Consider the following 18,553-nt stretch of genomic DNA (forward strand, 5'->3'; position numbering starts at 1 on the left):
GCACCTGAAGTGAGACGGCGGCGCCGGGCGGAGACCACTCCCCGCCCGGCGCCGCTCCCGTGCGTCCGGACCAACTCGCCTATGAGCAGGTGAACCTGGCAGCCGCCCAGTCCCCGTGGTCACCGCTCTTGGACGCGTTGGTGTCGGTCACCTTCAGGCGCACGTGCCGCGCCCCGCTGACGTCGACGTCCACCGGCACGGTCGCCGAGGCGCCCGTCACCTTCGGCGAGGTCCACAGGACCTTCCCGTCCGCCTCGACGGAGAAGGCCACCTCCCCGTAGCCGTTGATCTCGTCGTCGATGCCCGCGTCGGCGGTGAACTTCGAGCAGCGCCCGCCGGTGTAGACCTCGACCGTGGAGTCGGCGTGGGTGCCGATGCCCTTCTCGTAGGTCTTCCCCGCGAGGGTGAGCGGATGGCCGTCGCCGGCCGCCGACTCCCCGTTGCTGCGGTCGTGTTCGGCCGGGCCGTACCCATTGGTGGCGGTGAGCCAGACCAGATCGCTCGCCCAGGTGTCGGCCGTGGGCGCGGGCGGCATGACGCCGACCGCGAGCCGGGCGGTGGCGGTGCGCTCCTGGCCCGCGGACCGGTAGCGGGCGCGGGCGGTCAGGGACCGCTCCCCCGGGTCCGCGCCCCTGGCCGGGGTGACGGCGAGCTCGACGCGCCGGGTCTGCCCCGCCGCGATCCTGTCGACCTTCGCCGCCTCGGCCGTCCAGCCCTCCGGCGCGTCCACCGCCACCTCGCCCCCGGTGGCGTCCCGGCTCCCCGCCGTGACGTCGACGGCGACCTTGCCCTCGGTCCCGGCGCCGAGCTCCTGCCCGGCGGGCGCGCCCACCGCTGCGGCCGCGTCCGGCCGGGCCCCGCCGACCGCGCTGGTGTCGTCGAGCGCGAGCGCGAACCCCCGGTCGGTGCGGATGGCCGGCGTCTTGACCTTGATGACGCCGCCCCGGTCGTCCCGGTCGTAGAACCAGCCCGTGGCGGCCTTCTCGTACGCGTCCTTCGAGGTCAGCCGCGGCAGCGTGCCCCCGTCGAGGCGCACGCGGCTCGGCGCGTCCCCGGTGTGCACGGTGAAGGCGTACGGGCGCTCGGTCTGCTTGCCCGCGAACTCGCCCTTGGACGGGCCGACCTGGACGCGCACGTCACCGGCGCCGGAGCGGGGCGCCGAGACGTCGGCGCGCTGCGTGGCGTACTTGCCGTCGCGGTGCCGGCGGGTCACGCCGTCGTCCTCGTACAGCTGGAAGGAGCTCTTCCCCTGCGGGTAGACGTCCCAGGCCAGCGGCGAGTCGGCGGTCCGGTCCTTGTAGGAGCGGATCCCGGGCCACATGGGCACGCTCGCCCCGCCCTTCACGAACAGCGGCAGCGTGTCGAGGGGCGCGCTGTAGCCGTCGATCGTGGTCGGCCCCTGGTAGGTGCGCCCGGTCCAGTAGTCGGTCCACGTCCCCTTGGGCAGATAGATGCCGTCGCGGGTCGTCGTGTCCTTGTACACGGGCGCGACGAGGAAGTCCTCGCCGGTCAGGAACTCGTACTTGGCGGCGTCCGTGGCGGCCTTCGGGTCGTCCGGGTACTCCAGGGCCAGCGGCCGCACGGCGCCCACGCCGGTCTTCGTCGCCTCGTGCGCGTACGAGTAGAGGTACGGCAGCAGTGACTCGTGGAGCTTGAGGTACTTCCTGTTGATGGAGGTGTAGGGCTCCCCGTAGCGGAAGGGCTGCTTGTCACTGGCGGCCCAGCCGTCCATCGTCATCGTGACGGGCAGGAAGGACTTCCACTGCAGGTCCCGCGCGTACGTCTTGGGGCTGCCGCCGAAGATGCCGTCCACGTCACCTGTCGTATAGGCGAGTCCGGACATCGTCGCACCCGCGTACGTAGGGATCTGCCAGCGGATGTACTCCCAGCTGCCGCTCTGGTCGCCGGACCACTGCACGCCGCAGCGCTGCGCGCCCGACCAGCTCTCCGGTGCCCAGGTGAAGCCCCGCGCATCACTGTTGTCCTCGATGCCCTTGTAGGCGTCCTTGCAGCCGTCGAGCGCCTTCTTGTAGCCGTCTCCGACCCAGGCCACGTCGAGCTTGGCGACGCGCTGGCCCGCCTTCACCTGCTCGGCGATCTTGTCGATGCCGTCCTCGGTCCACAGCCCCATTTCGGCCTTGCGGTCGTTGAGCCCCTTGCCGGTCTCGGCGAGGTTCTCGTAGCCGCAGCCGTAGCCGTCGTTGACGAGCATCCAGCCGAGCGGCATGTCGTTCTTCAGGTAGTCGTCGGCAACCTTGAGCGAGTCCAGGGTGTGGCGCTCGCCGCGGTTGGCGTTGTGCAGGTAGCAGTCGGCGTCGCCGATCTCCATGCCGTACACGGGCGGCATGAAGGGCTTGCCGGTGAGTTTCGTGTACTGGCCGATGACGTCCTTCGCGCTGTCGGAGCCGCTGCCCGCGAAGTAGTAGGCGTCGAAGCGCTGTTCCTTGGCGGTGGCCGTCACCGGCTCCGCGAAGTCATAGGTGTTCGGGGCGTACGTGTTGCGGAAGACGCCGTAGCCCGCCGAAGAGAGGTAGAACGGGACGGAGTTGGGGTGGCCGCCGTCGTCCCAGTTGTAGTCGACGCTCACCTCGACCTTCTTGCCGCGGTGCGAGGTGTTGCCGCGCCCGTTCTGCATCCCGGCGCCGTAGAACTGCTCGCTGCCGCCGCGCGCGAGGGACTGTGTGGTGGCGTCCTTGGTCCAGGAGAGCCCCTTGGACTCGGCCCAGACCTGGCTGCCGTCGGCGCGGTGGAGGGCGAAGCGCAGCGGCGACTTGTAGGCGCGCAGCGTCACCTGGGCGGTGCTGAGCTCGTAACGGTCGCCCTTGTCCGCCCAGGTGGTCTTCGGGGGCGCGCCCTGCGGCAGGACGAGGTCGCCGCCCGCCGGGTCGGTGAACTTTCCGTCCGGGGCGAGTTCGAGCCGGAAGGTCTCGCCGGAGACGAAGCTGACGCGGGCCTCGGCCTTGCCCGCGGTCAGGTGGTAGACGGGGCCGTCGGCCCGGAAGCCGGTCACGTCCCCGACCGTGGTCGCGGGGTCATCGGCGGCGTGCGCGGCGCCGCCGCCGGGCCCGGCGAAGGCCGCGAGGAGGCCCAGGAGTGCGGCGACGACCGCAGATCTGAGGCGCGTGGGAGATCTCATGGCCGGTGTCTAGCGCGCCAACCGCCGCCGGGGCCATGGACTTTGATGGGCCGCTCCTGGATTTCCGGAGCGGCCCATTCGGTGCGGCGGTCGTCTACAGGGCTACGCCGAGAAGGGCGTCCACGGCACGCGACACGACACCGGGCGCACCCTCGTCGGTCCCGCCCTCGGCGTCCTGGCGGGCGGCCCAGGCGTCCACCGCGGCGAGCGCGGCCGGGGCGTCCAGGTCGTTCGCGAGGGCCTCGCGGACCTCTTCGACCAGGGCTTCGGCTGCCGGTCCGTCCGGGCGGGAGACGGCGGCGCGCCAGCGGCCGAGGCGCTCGACGGCCTCGCGCAGGACGTCGTCGGTCCACTCCCAGTCGGCGCGGTAGTGGTGGGCGAGGAGCGCGAGCCGGATGGCCGCCGGGTCCACGCCGTCCCGCCGCAGCTTGGAGACGAAGACGAGGTTGCCCTTGGACTTCGACATCTTCTCGCCGTCCAGGGCGACCATGCCCGCGTGCACGTACGCCTTGGCGAAGGGGAACTCGCCGGTGAGCGCCTGGGCGTGCGAGGCGCCCATCTCGTGGTGCGGGAAGGCGAGGTCGGAGCCGCCGCCCTGCACGTCGAAGCCCATGCCCAGGTGGTCCAGGGCGATGGCCACGCACTCGATGTGCCAGCCGGGGCGGCCGCGGCCGAGGGAGGCGCCGTCCCAGCTGGGCTCGCCCTCGCGGGCGGCCATCCACAGCATCGGGTCGAGCGGGTCCTTCTTGCCGGGGCGGTCCGGGTCGCCGCCGCGCTCTGCGGAGAGCAGCTTCATGGCGGCGCGGTCCAGGTTCGAGACCGACCCGAAGTGGGTGTCGGACTCGACGGAGAAGTAGATGTCGCCGTCGAGTTCATAGGCGGCGCCCATGTCCCGCAGGCGCTCGACGAGCGGCACGATGCCGGGTATCGACTCGACGGCTCCCACGTAGTGCTGCGGAGGCAGCAGGCGCAGCGCCGTCATGTCCTCGCGGAACAGCGCGGTCTCTCCCTCGGCGAGGGCGACCCAGTCCTTGCCGTCGCGGTTGGCGCGCTCCAGGAGCGGGTCGTCCACGTCGGTCACGTTCTGGACATAGTGAACCTGCCGCTTGGTGTCGAGCCACACGCGCTGAACGAGGTCGAACGCGTTGTAGGTCGCCGCGTGACCCATGTGGGTCGCGTCGTACGGGGTGATGCCGCAGACGTAGATACGGGCGACGGGACCGGGGTCGAGGGTGACGAGGCCACCGGTCGCGGTGTCGTGGATCCGGAGGTCGCGGCCCTTGCCGGGAAGGGCGGGGACCTCAGAAGCGGGCCAGGCATGCATGTCTTGAGCCTAACCGGACGTAGGTTCCGTAGACGAACCGGATTCCGTTGGAACGGCCGTGAACTGGCCGGGGAGGCACTCTTGCGGATCACGGTGAAACATGCAGGGGCCATCGACGGCGCGATCCGGACAGGCGGGCCGGGGTTCAGACCGGCGGCCACGGAATCGCGGGCCACTCCCCACCGGGCACGGGATGCACCCCGGACTCCAGAAGGGCCAGCACCCGCGCGCGCGTGGCCCCCACCTCGGCAGGGGTGATCAGGGCCCCGAGCCGCTCGGCCAGCGGCGCCCCGTCCTTCAGCCCGTCCCGCAGGGACCCCAGCACGGCCACCGCCTCCTCGGTGAGCGGCTCCCCCGCCCACCCCCACAGCAGCGTCCGCAGCTTGTCCTCGGTGTTGAAGGTGACGCCGTGGTCGATGCCGTAGAGGCGGTCACCGGCCGGGAGCAGATGGCCGCCCTTGCGGTCCGCGTTGTTGATCACGGCGTCGAGGACGGCGAGGCGCCGCAGCCGGGGGTCGTCGGCGTGCACCAGGAGGGCCGGATCGCCCTCCTCCGCGTCCACGAACCCGATGGCCTTCCAGCCCTCCCCCGGCTCCTCCCCCGCCACGACGGCGAGCAGCCCGTCCGCGTCCTCCTGGGAGCCCTCGATCCAGAGCTGCACCATGCCTTCGCCGTACGGCCCGTCCCGCAGCACCGTCGGCGGCACCAGGCCCCAGCCCATCGCCTCGGAGACCTCGTAGGCCGCGACCTCGCGCTGGGCGAGCGTCCCGTCGGGGAAGTCCCACAGCGGGCGCTCCCCCGCGACCGGCTTGTAGACGCAGGCCGCCTCCCTGCCCCCGTACGCCACGGTGCAGTAGAGGACCGCGTTCGAAGCCTCCCGGATGCGCCCGCGCGCGGTGAGCTCGCCCCGGGTGAGGAGCTCCGTGTCGGCGGGCCCGGCGGCTGCGGTGCTCACGCTCCTCGCCGGTATCCGTTCTGGCGCGGGCATACGTGTCCTTCCGGGTCGAGCGGCAGGCTGCACAGCGGGCACGGCGGCCGCCCCGCGTTCACCACGTCGAGGGCGCGCTTGGCGAAGGCGCGGGCCTGGGCGCCGGTGAGCCGGACGCGGAGCATCGGCGGGCCGTTCTCCTCGTCCTGCAGGAGCCTTTCCTCTGCTTCGGCGAGGTCCTCCTCGGACTCGGCGTCCAGCTCCACCAGGGCCTGCGCCTCGACGATCATCCGCTCCTCGTCGCCGTCCCAGGCCAATGCCATGGTGCCGACGCGGAACTCCTCCTCGACGGGCGAGTCCAGGGGGGCGCTGTCGTCGTTCTCCGCGGGCGCCACGGCCGGGACGGCGGCGCTGCCGCCGCTGCGCCGCACGACTTCGTCGAGGAGCTCGTCCATGCGCTCGGCGAGGGCGGCCACCTGGGTCTTCTCCAGGGCGACGCTGGTCACGCGCACGCCGGCGGACGCCTGGAGGAAGAAGGTACGCCGCCCGGGGAGCCCGACGGTTCCGGCCACGAAGCGTTCCGGCGGGTCGTAGAGGAACACCTGACGGGACACGTCCTGTCTCCCTTGGGATCGACTGCAACTGTTCAACTGCTGCCGCCTGGGCGGCCACCGCTTGACGCGGCCGCTTCACCCTACTGCGGCCGACGATCACGGTGCGCCCGCGCCACCACCCACGGTCGCGTCGCCGTCGGTGGCTTCGGGCCGGGGCGCGAGGGAGCCGAAGTCGCCGGTGTCTCCCAGGCGTACGAGGAAGGGGCGCAGCCGCGTGTACCGGATGGCGGTCACGGAGCAGGGCTCCACGGAGATGCGCTGGAACAGGTCCAGATGGAGCCCGAGGGCGTCCGCGACAAGGGACTTGATGATGTCGCCGTGCGAGCACATCAGGTACACGGCGTCGGGGCCGTGCTGCTCCGCCACGCGCGCGTTCCACTCCCGTACCGCCTCGGCGGCGCGGGTCTGCATGGCCCGCATGGACTCGCCGCCGGGGAAGGCCGCCGCGGAGGGGTGCCGCTGCACGACCTCCATCAGTGGCTCCTCGGTGAGCTCGGCGAGCTTGCGGCCCGACCAGTCGCCGTAGTCGCACTCGCCGATGCGCGCCTCGGCGTGCGCGGTGAGCCCGGGGCGGGCGGCGAGCAGCGGGGCGAGGGTCTCCTGGCAGCGCTGCAGCGGGCTGGTGACGACCTCGGACAGCGGCAGCCCGGCGAGCCGCCCCGGCAGCGCGGCGGCCTGCTCGGCCCCCCGCTCGTCGAGGGCCACGCCGGGGGTCCACCCGGCGAGCAGTCCCGCGGTGTTGGCCGTGGAGCGTCCGTGCCGGACGAGGATCAGCGTGGGCATGCGGGTCAGCCTAAGTGTTGGCGTCAAGGGCACCCGGGTCGCGGAAGGGGTCACAGAAGAGGCCGTCGGTGCGGGTGCGCTCACGGCTCGGGTTCGGGAGAATGCGGCACGTGATCGTCGACTGCGCCATCTACCGCGAGGGGCGTCGTACGGAAGGTCCGGCGGACCTGTCCGACGCCCTCGATGAGGCGCGTGCCGCGGGCGACGCGTTCGTCTGGATCGGGCTGCACGAGCCGACCATGCAGGAGTTCGACCAGGTCGCCGCCGAGTTCGGGCTGCACCGGCTGGCCGTGGAGGACGCCCTGAAGGCCCATCAGCGGCCGAAGCTGGAGGTCTTCGACGACTCGCTGTTCGTGGTCCTGAAGCCAGTGGTGTACGAGCCGGAGCACGACGTGGTGTCGTCCGGCGAGGTCATGGTCTTCATCGGGGACTCGTTCGTGGTGACGGTCCGGCACGGCGAGGGCGCCCCGCTGCACGACGTGCGCCTGCGCATGGAGGCGGAGCCGGAGATGCTCAAGCACGGCCCGACGGCCGTCCTGTACGCGATCTCGGACGCCGTCGTCGACCACTACCTGGAGGTCGCCGACGAGCTGCAGACCGACTTGGAGGAGCTGGAGGCGCAGGTCTTCACGCCGCGCGGCTCCCGCGACACCGCAGCCCGCATCTACACCTTCAAGCGGCAGGTCCTCGAATTCCGGCGTGCCACCTGGCCGTTGGCGATGCCGATCGCCCGGCTCGCGGGTGCGGGCCCGTTCGCCCCGAAGGTGCCCTTCGTGGAAGCCTCGGCACAGCCGTTCTTCCGCGACGTCAGCGACCACCTGACGCGGGTCAACGAGTCGGTGGAGGGCCTGGACCGGCTGGTGTCGGACATCCTCTCGGCGGATCTGGCGCAGACGAGCGTGCGGCAGAACGACGACATGCGGAAGATCTCCGCGTGGGCCGCGATGGCCGCCGTGCCCACGATGATCGCGGGCATCTACGGCATGAACTTCGACCACATGCCCGAGCTCCACTGGGTCTGGACGTACCCGGGCGTGATCGTCCTGATGGTGGCCCTGGAGTTCCTCCTGTACCGCCTCTTCAAGCACCGCGGCTGGCTCTGAGCCCTCCGGGACGGCACGAACTCCCTTCAGGACTACGCGAATTCGGGCGCCGTGACCGCCGGTCCGCCCAGCGCGTCGCGCCGCTCGGGCATCTCCAGGGTCACCATCCGCCGCCAGCCCACGGCCCGTTCGTACGCGTGGACGGCGTGGATCCCCGCCGCGAGCACTCTTGCCTTGGCGGCCGGCCAGCCGAGGATGCGGCCCATGTGGTCCATCACGGCGAGGCTGACGTCCCGGTAGACGCGGATCTCGGCGAGCGCGCACTCGCGCAGCGCCCGCTGGATGGCGCGGCCGTGCCCGGCGTACGCGAAGCGCAGCAACTCCTCGTGGCAGTAGGCGAGATGGTTGTCCTCGTCGTTCGAGATCATCTTGACCGCGCGGCCGATGTCGGGGTGGTCGGCGAAGTGCTTGCGCAGCAGCCGCATCTGCTCGGAGGCGCGCTGTTCGGTGACGCGGCTGTGCGCGAGGTAGGTGACGAGGTCCGCGACGGTGAGCGGCTCGTCGGACTTCAGCTGCTCGTGCGCGAGGCCGATGCCGCGCTTCTCCAGGAGCATCGTGTAGTCGGTCTCGCGCGGCACCTCGACGGGGGTGAGGCCGCGCTTGCGCAGCAGGGCGTTGAAGATCCGCCCGTGCTTGTCCTCGTCCGCGCCGTGCCGTGCCACCTTGGGCGCGAGGGCGCGCTCGCTCGCCGGTACGAGGGCCGCGATCCGGCCGTTCTCCCAGCCGCCCTGGGCCTCGCCGCCCGCGGCGATGGAGCAGAAGAGCCGGAAGGACTCGTCGTGGTCGAGGATCTCTTCGAAAAGACTCCTGGCCGAAAGCATCGCTGGCACCTCCGTGGCCTCCGCGCGTGGTCCCACCGAGACCGAGTCAAATGCGGGCTGCGACAAGCGGCAACAGGTGTACAGGACAGCTCGGCCGAACGGAGGACTCCGGCGCCCGATCGGGGCCGTAACCGCGGGCGTGCTGACGCGTTGTTCCTCGTGACGGCCGTGGCGGGGAAGACCCCCGAGCCCCCACCACGGCCGCAGAACTTCCCTCCCCCGCGTTACGCCAGTCCGGCGTGCTCCAGCGCCTCGGTGCCCGCCCGCAGCGCGGTGATCCGCTCGTCGAGCGTGAAGCCCGCGGGGGCGAGGGTGAGGGTCGTGACCCCGGCGTCGGCATAGGCCCGCATGCGGTCGGCGATGCGCTCCACGGAACCGAGCAGCGTGGTGGAGTCGATGAGCCGGGTCGGGATCGCCGCGGCCGCGCCCTCCTTGTCGCCGGCCAGGTACTTGTCCTGGATCTCGGCGGCCTCCTTCTCGTAGCCCATGCGCTGGGCCAGCTGGTTGTAGAAGTTCTGCTTGCGGCTGCCCATGCCGCCCACATAGAGGGCGGTGTACGGCCGGAACATGTCGGCGAGGGCGTTCACGTCGTCGCCGACGGCGAGCGGGAGGGTCGGCACGATGTCGAAGCCGTCCATCGACTTGCCCGCCTTCTCGCGGCCCGCGCGCAGGTGGCGGACCGCGGTCTCCTCCAGGTGCTCGGCCGCGGGGAAGATCAGCAGGGCGCCGTCGGCGATCTCACCGGTCTGCTCCAGGTTCTTGGGGCCGATCGCGGCGATGTACAGCGGGATGTGCTCGCGCTGCGGGTGCACGGTGAGCTTGAGGGGCTTGCCGGGGCCGTCCGGCAGCGGCAGGGTCCAGTGCGCGCCCTCGTACGAGAGGCGCTCACGGGTCATGGCCTTGCGCACGATCTCGACGTACTCGCGGGTGCGGGCGAGCGGCTTGTCGAACTTCACGCCGTACCAGCCCTCGGAGACCTGCGGTCCGGAGACTCCGAGGCCGAGCCGGAAGCGGCCGCCCGACAGCGAGTCCAGGGTGGCGGCGGTCATCGCGGTCATCGCGGGCTGGCGGGCCGGGATCTGGAAGATGGCCGAGCCGATGTCGATCCGCTCGGTCTGGGCCGCGACCCAGGACAGCACGGTGGCCGCGTCCGAGCCGTACGCCTCGGCGGCCCAGCAGACCGCGTACCCGAGCCGGTCGGCCTCCTTCGCGACGGCGAGATTGTCCGCGTCCATTCCCGCGCCCCAGTAGCCGAGGTTGATCCCGAGCTGCATGGCCAGATCCCCTTACCCATCAGTAACGTGCCGGTGTCGCCGATCCTCGCCCTCCCACCATGGGTTTGTCCACAGGCCCACGCGCCACGGGGGTACGGCCAGTAATCTCAGCGCCCATGGAGCAGAGGCATCTCGGCCGGACCGGCCTGCGCGTGTCCCGGATCGGGCTCGGCACCCTCACGTGGGGCCGCGACATCGACGAGAACGACGCCGCGGACCTGGTGAAGGTCTTCTGGGAAGCGGGCGGCACCCTCGTCGACACGGCCGATGTGTACGGCGACGGGGAGGCGGAGTACCTCCTCGGCCGTCTCGTCGAGCGCCTCGTGCCCCGCCGCGACCTGGTCATCTCCACGAAGGCGGGAAGCGTGCCCGACCCGGAGCGCCGCTTCGACGGCTCGCGCGGACATCTGCTCGCCGCCCTCGACGCCTCCCTGGCCCGCCTCGGCACGGACTACGTGGACCTGTGGCAGGTGCACGCCTTCGACCCGGACACGCCCCTGGACGAGACGCTGCAGGCCCTCGACCTCGCGGTCAGCAGCGGCCGGGCCCGCTACGCCGGGGTCTCCAACTTCTGCGGCTGGCAGCTGGGGAAGGCGGCCACCTGGCAGCTGGCCGCGCCCGGGACGCGCACCCGCCTTGCCAGTACGCAGATGGAGTACTCCCTGCTCCAGCGCGGCGTCGAGCGCGAGGTGCTGCCCGCCGCGCTCGACCTGGGCATCGGGCTGCTGCCGTCGTCGCCGCTCGGCCGGGGCGTCCTGACGGGCAAGTACCGGGGCGACGCCACCCCGGCCGACTCCCGGGGCGCCTGTGACCACTTGGCCCCGTTCGTCGCGCCCTATCTCGACGACGCCGCGAGCCGCATCGTCGACGCCGTCGCGATAGCGGCCGACGGCCTGGCGGCGACCCCGCTGCAGGTCGCTCTCGCGTGGGTCCGCGACCGCCCCGGAGTGACCGCCCCCATCGTCGGCTCGCGCAACGCGCAGCAGCTCACGGCTGCATTGTCAGTGGAGACCCTTAGTCTTCCTGACGAGATCTGCCAGGCGCTCGACGATGTGTCGGCGCCCGTGCACCGCTATCCCGATCACGACTGGAGCACGCTGTGAGCACGGAGCCCGCTGCCGCGGAGGAAACCGAGCCGGGGACGCCGGAGGCCGGGCCGACGGCTGCCGCCCCGGACACCGAGACGGGCAGGGCGGACGAGGGGGCGGAGTCGTCGGACGGGGACGGCGCGGAGGCCACTGCAGACAGCGCGGGGCCAGATGCCGGGAGCACGGACGTGGCCGCGGAGGATGCGGAGGCTGCCGCCGAGCGTGCGGGGTTGGACGCCGAGGGTGCGGACGGGACCGACGAGAGCGCGCGGCCGGGCGCCGAAGGCGCGGAGGCGACGGCCGACGGCGCGGAGGGCGCCCCCGGGCGTACGGAGTCGGACGGAGACGGCGCGGACGAGGCCGCCGGAAGCGCGCAGCCGGGCGCCGACGGCGCGGACGGTGCCGCTCAGCCGTCCGAGGCCGAAGCCGAGTTGGCCGCTCAGCGGGAGCTGCGGGAGCGGATCGAGCGGCGCAAGGCCGATCGGGAGGAGCCCATCGACAGCGGTGCCAAGCTGAGCGGGACCGCCGCCGACCTGCTGGCGGCCGTGCGTGCCGTGGAGAGCGGCGAGAAGCCCGCCACCGGAGTCTTCGACCGGCCCTCGGCCGAGCCCGCCCCGCGCAGGCCCGCCCCCGAGCCGGAGCGCCGCCCCCAGCCCCTGCTGCCCGCCCCTGCCGGACCCGCGGCGCCCGCCCCCGAGACCGTCGCGACCGTCGAGGCGGTCCTCGGTGAGGGCGGGGCGCCCGCCGCGCTCGCCCCCCGCGTGGCGGAGGCGCTCGGCGAGGGCGCCGACGGGCAACTGCGCGCGGACCCCTGGCAGTTGCTGCGCGTGAGCGGGGTCCGCCCCGAGCAGGCCGACGGCTTCGCCCGCGCGCTCCTCGGCCCCGAGTGCGGCCCGGACGACGAGCGCAGAGGGTGCGCCCTCACCGTATGGCTCCTGGAGCAGGCCGCCCTCGCGGGGCACACCGCCCTGGACGCGGCGGCGCTCACCGAGGCGCTCGGGCAGCGCGGGGTGCCGGACCCGGACGCGGCGGTGCAGAGCGCCATCGCGGAGGCCGACGTCCTCGTGTTCCAGGACGCGATCGAGACCCCCGGGGTGCCCGCCCCGGCCGCCCCCGTCGAGGACGCGGCGGAGGAGGGCGACGGCGAGGCCGAAGCGGCGCCGGTCCGCGTCCTGTTCGGCCTCGAGCGGTACGCGCTGGCCGAGGAGAGCCTGGCGGACGGCCTGGCCCGGCTGGTCAACTCCCTTCCCAAGGAGGAGGGTTCGGGCCCCGGCGCCGCCGAGTGGCAGGCCGCCGCCGAGCAGACCTCCGGGTCGGCCGCCGAGCTGATCCGCGCCGCTGGCGGTCACGCCCTCGTGCTGCACTCCGGCGGCGAGGCCGCGCGCGCGGAGCCCGCCGCCCTGGCCGCCGCCGCGCTCGGCCTCGGCCTGCGCGTCTGCGCCGCCGTGCACGCCCCCGAGGGGCGCCGCCGTCTCGCCGAGGCCCTGGGCGAGGAGCACGCCGCGGCCGCCGTGACGGTGCGCGACCTGCTCTCGGGCGCACGGGGCCCGGGCCGGGACGCGGACGGCGCCCTCGCCGTGGACGTCCTGGTCGTCCTGGACGCCCCGCAGCTGGACGTGGAGAGCGCGGCGATGCTCGTGGAGTCGCTGCCCGACGGCGCCCGCCTGGTGCTCAGCGGCGACCCGGGCGTGCTGGGCTCGGTCGGGCCCGGCCGGGTCTTCGCGGACCTGCTCGCCGCCCGCTGCTGCCCGCAGGTGGTCTCGCGCACCCCGGACCCGGGCCCCCTCGGTGAGCTGGTGTCCGGGATCGGCGTCGGCGAACTGGCCGAGGTCGAGGCGCCCGGCAAGGAGATCGTGATCGTCCCGGTGCGGGACGCGGGCGAGGCGGTGCACCGCACGGTGCAGCTCGTCGCGGACTCGGTGCCCCGGGCCATCGGCGTGCCCGCGCGGGACACCCAGGTCATCACCCCCGGCCACGGCGGCGCCGCGGGCACCCGCGTGCTGAACGCGGCGCTGAAGGAGCGGCTCAACCCCGGCCCCGGCCGCTTCGGCGGCTTCGACCCCGGGGACCGCGTCGCCCACACCCCGGCGGCTGGCCGCACGACGCTCGGGCACGTGGTCCGCGCCGACGCGGAGGGGCTGCACCTGGAGTGCGACGGCGCCCCCGTCGTCGTCCGCAAGGAGCTGGTGGAGCGCACCGTCCGGCACGCGTGGGCGCTCACCGCGCACCAGGCGGCGGGGCTGCGCTGGCCGGCGGCGGTCGTGGTGCTGCCCGGCGACGCGGCGCGGTCGCTGAACCGCCCCTGGGTCTATACGGCGTTCAGCCGCGGCGAGCGCCATCTGTCCGTCGTCCAGGGCGCGGAGCAGGCGCTGCCGCGCGCGGTGGCGGAGGTCCTCCCGAAGCCCCGCACCACGCGCCTGCAGACGCTGCTGCGCCCGCAGATCCCGGTGACGGCGTCCTCCTAGGTCCCTGATCCCTCAGGGCGTCCCGGCCTGGATGCGCCAAGATCCAGGCGCCCTGAGGGATCCAAGGGAACGTCTCTCCTAAGGGTGGGCCGCGCCCCGGCCCCGCGCTCCGTCGGGCTCGTCCAGGTCGTCGAGCGCGACCACTTCGACCCCGTCGTCCGCCACGTCGGCCACATCGGACTCGTCGGCTTCGTCGGCCTCGTCGATGTCTTCCACGTCGTCGAGGTCGTCGAGCGGCCCGGGCGCGAAGCCGACGCCGTCGTCCAGGTCGTCGTCGAAGACCGCACTGACGTCGAAGCGGCACACGACGCGGGCCGGGTCGGCCTGCTCGAAGGGGGCGTCGAGCCACTCGCCCGGATCCGCGGGCTCGTCCGCCGCGGTCACCCAGAGCGTGGAGTCGCCCTCCTCCAGGCCGAACTCCTTGTGCCGGGAGGCGATTTCGTCCGGCTCGAACTCGCCGAAGAGCACCCCGAGCGCCGCGTGCGCGTTGCTGCCCGCCGCGCCCTCGACCCCCTCCTCCGTCTCCGCGTCCAGGTCCGCGACCCGCTGGGCCTGGGCGAGGAGCCGCTGCTGGTCCACCACCGCGTAGTCGCGACGGATCAGCACGCTGAGCGCGTTCGGCTCCGCGGGGCCCTGGTACGGCGGCAGCGTCTCGTCGGAGCCGGGGATCTCGAACGGGGTGACCTCGTCGTAGCGGTCGTAGAGGAGCTCGTCGTACTCCTCGGCCGCGACGGCCAGCTCGTTGAACGCCTCGTAGACGGCCGGGTCGTCCTCCCCCGACCTGCGTTCGACCGCCGCGAGATGGCGGTCGAGCGCGGTCTTGATCGCCTCGGCGGCGGCGCGTACCTCGGCAGCGGTGGGCTGCGCAGCATCAGACATAGTGCAGACGCTATCCGTACCGGGCCCGTGCCCGCACAATAGATGCGATGCCGGAATACGAATTTGTCGACGTGTATGTGCCGCGCGGGGTCTCCCGCAAGGAAACCACGCGTCTGCTGACGGACCACGCAGAGTACGGACACTGGGAGTTGGACCGCCTGAGTCTGCACCCGGACGGCAGCCGCAGGGTGCGGCTGCGCCGACGGATCATCCGCCAGGTGCGCGCCACCTGGTGACGCGCACCTGACCGACGCGCGACGGAGCGGGCCCCGCACCGGCGGGGCCCGCTCCGTTCTACGCGCGGCTCAGCGCCACTGTCCGGCTCAGACGCCCGCCCTGGACCTGCGGTACAGCACCGTGCCCGCGAGCAGCGCGCTCGCGCCCACCGGCAGCGCCACCCCGAGCGGCAGCGAGCTGCCCGTCTCGGCGAGCATCGACCGGTCCGCCGGCGGCGCGACGACCTGCGTCGACGGCTGGTTCGGCTTGGCCGGGTGCTGCGGGGTGTGCCCGCCCGGCTTCGTGGGCTGCTCCGGCTTGCCCGGGTGGTCGGGCTTGCCCGGGTGGTCCGGCTTACCAGGTTGGTCCGGCTTGCCCGGGTGATGGGGCTTGCCGGGGTGGTCGGGCTTGCCGGGGTGGTGCGGCTTCGACGGCGGCTTCCCGTTGCTCGGCGGCTTGGCCTCGTGGTTGGCGCATTCGTTGCCCATGGCCGCGTTGCCGAGCCCGCCGATGGTGACGCTGTTGCCGCAGACGTTCACCGGTGCGTTGACCGGCAGTTGAACGTCGTTGCCCGAGGCGACGCCGGGTGAGTCACTGGTGTGCCCCGAGGCCGTGGCCCCGCCGCCGGTGGGCTTGTGCGAGCCGCCTCCCTTGCCGGAGGTGTTCTCGCAGTTGTTGCCCATGGCGGGGTTGAGAACCCCGATGACGTTCACGGTGTTGCCGCACACGTTGACCGGAGCGTCAACGGGGAGCTGAACCGAGTTGCCCGAGAGCACGCCCGGGGAGTCCGAACTGCCGCCCTTGGCGCCGGAGTCGGCGTGCGCGTAGCCACCCGTCACGGCGAGCACGCCGGTCGCGGCCGCCACGGTGATCAGGCCCTTGCGCGTGACCTGTCGCATAGCTTTTCCCTGCCTTATACCTTCCGGAAAGCGCACGCGCCTGCTGACGTGTGCGCGGAATGCCCGACGGCCCCGGAGTGCATGGCTCGCACTCCGGGGCCGAAGGACTCAGACCCTCATGGGGTGAGGCACAACAACGTCAGCTGTTGGTGCAGGTGTTGCCGAAAGTGGGGTTCAGCAGCCCGACCACGGAGATGGTGTTGCCGCAGACGTTCACCGGGACGTGCACGGGCGCCTGAACAACGTTGCCCGAGAGCACGCCGGGAGACTTCACGGCGGCACCCTGGGCACCGGCGTCGGCAGCGGCGATGCCCGCACCCGCGAGCACGAGACCACCAGTGGCAGCCGCAGCGGCGACGACCTTCTTGATCATTATTCCTCCTTGTTGGCAATGCGGTCCCAGCCGCGGACCGCACCACCTGTAACGAGGGGGAAGTTATGGGGCTACGAGCCTATGGTTCCTTTCACTCTTTTCAGTCAAGTACGCACGCGCTGACGATTATTGGAGTGTCGTTTCAGCGTCCGAACCGACCGAAGCGGGCGATTGCCGTCAGGAAGCGTCGATGAACCGGTCGAGCACCCGGACCCCGAACTTCAGGCCGTCCACCGGGACCCGCTCGTCGACACCGTGGAACATGCCCGCGAAGTCCAGCTCCGGCGGCAGCTTCAGCGGCGCGAAGCCGAAGCCCCGGATGCCCAGGTCGTCGAAGGACTTGGCGTCGGTGCCGCCGGAGAGCATGTACGGCACGGCGCGCGCGATCGGGTCCTCGGCCTGCAGCGCCGACTGCATGGCGTCGACGAGCGAGCCGTCGAAGCTCGTCTCCAGGGCCTTGTCCGCGTGCACGTCCTCGCGCTTCACGTTCGGTCCGAGGATGCGGTCGAGGTCGGCGAGGAACTCCTCCTCGTAGCCGGGCAGGAAGCGCCCGTCGACGTGCGCGGTCGCCTGCCCCGGGATCACGTTGACCTTGTAACCGGCGCCCAGCTGCGTGGGGTTGGCGGTGTTGGAGAGCGTGGCGCCGATGAGCTTGGCGATGCCGCCGAGCTTGGCGAGCGTCTCGTCCATGTCCTCGGGGTCCAGCTCGGTGCCGAGGGCGTCCCCGAGCTCGTCCAGGAAGTGCCGCAGCGTCTTGGTGACGCGCACCGGGAACTTGTGCCGGCCCAACCGCCCGACCGCCTCGGAGAGTTCGGTGATGGCGTTGTCCTTGTGGATCATCGAACCGTGACCGGCGGTGCCGTCCACGGTCAGCTTCATCCAGTGCATGCCCTTCTGCGCCGTCTCGACGAGGTAGAGCCGCAGCTGCTCGTTGACCGTGAACGAGAAGCCGCCGACCTCGCTGATGGCCTCCGTGCAGCCCTCGAAGAGGTCCGGGTGCTTGTCGACGAGGTGCCTGGCCCCGTACGTCCCGCCCGCCTCCTCGTCCGCGAGGAAGGCGAGGACGATGTCGCGCGGGGGCTTGCGGCCGCTGCGCAGCCGGTCACGGACGACCGCGAGGGTCATCGCGTCCATGTCCTTCATGTCGACGGCGCCCCGGCCCCAGAGGCAGCCGTCCGCGATCTCCCCGGAGAAGGGGTGGTGCGTCCAGTCCGCCGCGTTGGCCGGCACGACGTCGGTGTGGCCGTGGATCAGCAGGGCGGGCCGCGAGCGGTCCTCGCCCTCGATGCGGGCGACCGTGGAGGCGCGCCCCGGGTGGGACTCGAAGATCCGCGGCTCCAGGCCCACCTCGGCGAGCTTCTCGGCCACGTACTCGGCCGCCTTGCGCTCGCCGGGGCCCGAGTGGTCGCCGTAGTTGCTGGTGTCGATGCGGATCAGGTCGCGACAGAGATCGACTACCTCGTCCTCGCCGGTGACAGTCCTGGCCGCGCTGGACTCGCTCACTCTTGTTCCTTCCGCTGTCGCTGCTGGTGGTCCCCCTCATCCTCCCGCGCGCACCCCTCCCCACCCAAGGCCGGGCAACTGCTGACATGCGTCGTTCACGCAGCTGGGACGACAGATGCCCGTGTGATCAGGGACCCCTGAATGTTTGCTATGGTTTTCCACGTCGCCGCGGGAAACCGCGACAGACCACCGGTCCGGGTGGCGGAATGGCAGACGCGCTAGCTTGAGGTGCTAGTGCCCTTTATCGGGCGTGGGGGTTCAAGTCCCCCCTCGGACACCAGCAACACCAGACGGTGCTGGCCGAATCTCGGCCGGCACCGTCTGCGTTTACCCGGTTCTCACGGCTTTCACGGCGCGCTGCGCGTGCCCGCGTGACTCAGCGCGAGCCGGAGCCCTTGAAGCCGTAGTGGACCAGGTCCCTGCCGTCGTTGTTCCAGTTGAGCTTCAGGGCGCCGTCGGCGTACGCGCTCTTGCTGCCCACGTACTTCTTGGCCGTGCCGGTGGACCAGGAGCCGTTGCCGCTGCCGTTCATGGCCGCCAGGTTGTCCTGGATGTAAAACGTCTTGTGGGCCAGGACGGAGTCGGCGCCGCCGTCGGCGTGCTTCACGTACAGCCGGAAGTACGCGGCGTCGAAGGTGTTGGACAGGTCGGTGCCGGAGTACCACGGCGGAGCGTCCCAGCTCACGGTGGCCTTCGAGTAGATGTAACCGCCCGACCGGGCCACGCAGTTCTTGACCGTGAAGTCCCAGTTGTCGCCCCACGGGCCGGAGTAGCCCGCGTCGTCGATGGTGCGGGAGCTGCTGTTGCACTTCCAGCTCAGCGCCGACGCCGGAGCGGCGGTCAGCACCGACGCGCCGGCGACGGCGGCGCCCACGAGCGCGACCGACACGGCCTTCTTGCCCGCGGACGAGCGGGAAAGAGGCGATATGCGACGCAAGTTGAGTTTCATGGATTCCCTCGTTGATGGTGAATGAGCGATCACCGTAACGTCGCTTTCCGGCCAGTCATGGTTCACACAGAACAACTCCTCAGACTCTCCTCGGCCCACTGCCGTGGCGCCTGGTGCGAGCGCCCGCCCGTGGCCGGATCGTGGGCTGCCCCGGAGCTTCCCGCGCCCCGACACTGGCAGCCCGTACGTCGAGCAGAG

Annotated in this window: 16 protein-coding genes and 1 tRNA gene; 5 read left to right on the forward strand and 12 right to left on the reverse strand. The window is 72.1% G+C overall.

Annotation, left to right across the window (positions count from 1 at the left end):
• Positions 1-79: 79 nt before the first annotated feature.
• The 5 genes from ACQB60_RS17610 to ACQB60_RS17630 form a co-directional block, all read right to left on the reverse strand.
• Entirely contained in the window at positions 80-3,136 is a 3,057-nt protein-coding gene (locus ACQB60_RS17610; RefSeq protein ID WP_496926922.1) for an NPCBM/NEW2 domain-containing protein, read from the reverse strand.
• A gap of 94 nt (positions 3,137-3,230) precedes the next feature.
• Positions 3,231-4,460, reverse strand: a complete 1,230-nt coding sequence (mshC, locus tag ACQB60_RS17615) for a cysteine--1-D-myo-inosityl 2-amino-2-deoxy-alpha-D-glucopyranoside ligase (protein ID WP_496926923.1) — start codon at positions 4,458-4,460, stop codon at positions 3,231-3,233.
• A gap of 145 nt (positions 4,461-4,605) precedes the next feature.
• Positions 4,606-5,448 carry an SCO1664 family protein gene (locus tag ACQB60_RS17620; protein WP_496926924.1) on the reverse strand — a complete coding sequence of 281 codons (843 nt, stop codon included), beginning with the start codon at positions 5,446-5,448 and terminating at the stop codon, positions 4,606-4,608.
• Entirely contained in the window at positions 5,412-6,002 is a 591-nt protein-coding gene (locus ACQB60_RS17625; protein WP_496926925.1) for a DUF3090 domain-containing protein, read from the reverse strand. The genes ACQB60_RS17620 and ACQB60_RS17625 overlap by 37 nt, the downstream gene beginning before the upstream one ends.
• Before the next feature lie 96 nt (positions 6,003-6,098).
• Entirely contained in the window at positions 6,099-6,785 is a 687-nt protein-coding gene (locus ACQB60_RS17630) for a histidine phosphatase family protein (RefSeq protein ID WP_384845416.1), read from the reverse strand.
• Between the two features lie 110 nt (positions 6,786-6,895).
• Between ACQB60_RS17630 and corA the strand changes: the two genes are divergently transcribed.
• Positions 6,896-7,888 carry a magnesium/cobalt transporter CorA gene (gene corA / locus ACQB60_RS17635; protein WP_496926926.1) on the forward strand — a complete coding sequence of 331 codons (993 nt, stop codon included), beginning with the start codon at positions 6,896-6,898 and terminating at the stop codon, positions 7,886-7,888.
• Between the two features lie 32 nt (positions 7,889-7,920).
• Here corA and ACQB60_RS17640 read toward each other — a convergent pair whose 3' ends face one another.
• Positions 7,921-8,709 (reverse strand): ferritin-like domain-containing protein, encoded by a 789-nt coding sequence (locus ACQB60_RS17640; protein ID WP_496926927.1) that lies wholly within the window; start codon positions 8,707-8,709, stop codon positions 7,921-7,923.
• Positions 8,710-8,933: 224 nt separating this feature from the next.
• Positions 8,934-9,983, reverse strand: a complete 1,050-nt coding sequence (locus ACQB60_RS17645; protein WP_496926928.1) for an LLM class F420-dependent oxidoreductase — start codon at positions 9,981-9,983, stop codon at positions 8,934-8,936.
• 116 nt (positions 9,984-10,099) lie between these two features.
• On the opposite strand from ACQB60_RS17645, the gene ACQB60_RS17650 reads away from it, so the two are divergent.
• Positions 10,100-11,086, forward strand: a complete 987-nt coding sequence (locus tag ACQB60_RS17650; protein ID WP_496926929.1) for an aldo/keto reductase — start codon at positions 10,100-10,102, stop codon at positions 11,084-11,086.
• Entirely contained in the window at positions 11,083-13,536 is a 2,454-nt protein-coding gene (locus ACQB60_RS17655; protein ID WP_496926930.1) for a helix-hairpin-helix domain-containing protein, read from the forward strand. The genes ACQB60_RS17650 and ACQB60_RS17655 overlap by 4 nt, the downstream gene beginning before the upstream one ends.
• 78 nt (positions 13,537-13,614) lie before the next feature.
• On the opposite strand, the gene ACQB60_RS17660 is transcribed toward ACQB60_RS17655, so the two are convergent.
• The gene (locus ACQB60_RS17660; RefSeq protein ID WP_496926931.1) at positions 13,615-14,415 is read right to left on the reverse strand and encodes a hypothetical protein; all 801 of its coding nucleotides are present in this window, start codon (positions 14,413-14,415) and stop codon (positions 13,615-13,617) included.
• Positions 14,416-14,462: 47 nt separating this feature from the next.
• Between ACQB60_RS17660 and ACQB60_RS17665 the strand changes: the two genes are divergently transcribed.
• Positions 14,463-14,651 carry a DUF5703 family protein gene (locus ACQB60_RS17665; RefSeq protein ID WP_033323315.1) on the forward strand — a complete coding sequence of 63 codons (189 nt, stop codon included), beginning with the start codon at positions 14,463-14,465 and terminating at the stop codon, positions 14,649-14,651.
• 87 nt (positions 14,652-14,738) lie between these two features.
• On the opposite strand, the gene ACQB60_RS17670 is transcribed toward ACQB60_RS17665, so the two are convergent.
• From ACQB60_RS17670 to ACQB60_RS17680, 3 genes are all read right to left on the reverse strand, one after another.
• Complete coding sequence (locus tag ACQB60_RS17670) at positions 14,739-15,530, reverse strand: chaplin (RefSeq protein ID WP_496926932.1); 792 nt, start codon at positions 15,528-15,530, stop codon at positions 14,739-14,741.
• Positions 15,531-15,669: 139 nt separating this feature from the next.
• Positions 15,670-15,903, reverse strand: a complete 234-nt coding sequence (chpH, locus tag ACQB60_RS17675; RefSeq protein ID WP_496926933.1) for a chaplin ChpH — start codon at positions 15,901-15,903, stop codon at positions 15,670-15,672.
• A 177-nt stretch (positions 15,904-16,080) separates the two neighbouring features.
• Complete coding sequence (locus ACQB60_RS17680) at positions 16,081-17,406, reverse strand: M20/M25/M40 family metallo-hydrolase (RefSeq protein ID WP_496926934.1); 1,326 nt, start codon at positions 17,404-17,406, stop codon at positions 16,081-16,083.
• A gap of 192 nt (positions 17,407-17,598) precedes the next feature.
• Between ACQB60_RS17680 and ACQB60_RS17685 the strand changes: the two genes are divergently transcribed.
• Positions 17,599-17,686: transfer RNA gene (locus ACQB60_RS17685), tRNA-Leu, on the forward strand.
• A gap of 96 nt (positions 17,687-17,782) precedes the next feature.
• Here ACQB60_RS17685 and ACQB60_RS17690 read toward each other — a convergent pair.
• Positions 17,783-18,355, reverse strand: coding sequence for a hypothetical protein (locus ACQB60_RS17690; protein WP_496926935.1), 573 nt, complete (start codon positions 18,353-18,355; stop codon positions 17,783-17,785).
• Between the last annotated feature and the right edge of the window lie 198 nt (positions 18,356-18,553).

It is taken from the genome of Streptomyces odontotermitis (assembly GCF_050510915.1).
Classification (GTDB): Bacteria; Actinomycetota; Actinomycetes; order Streptomycetales; family Streptomycetaceae; genus Streptomyces.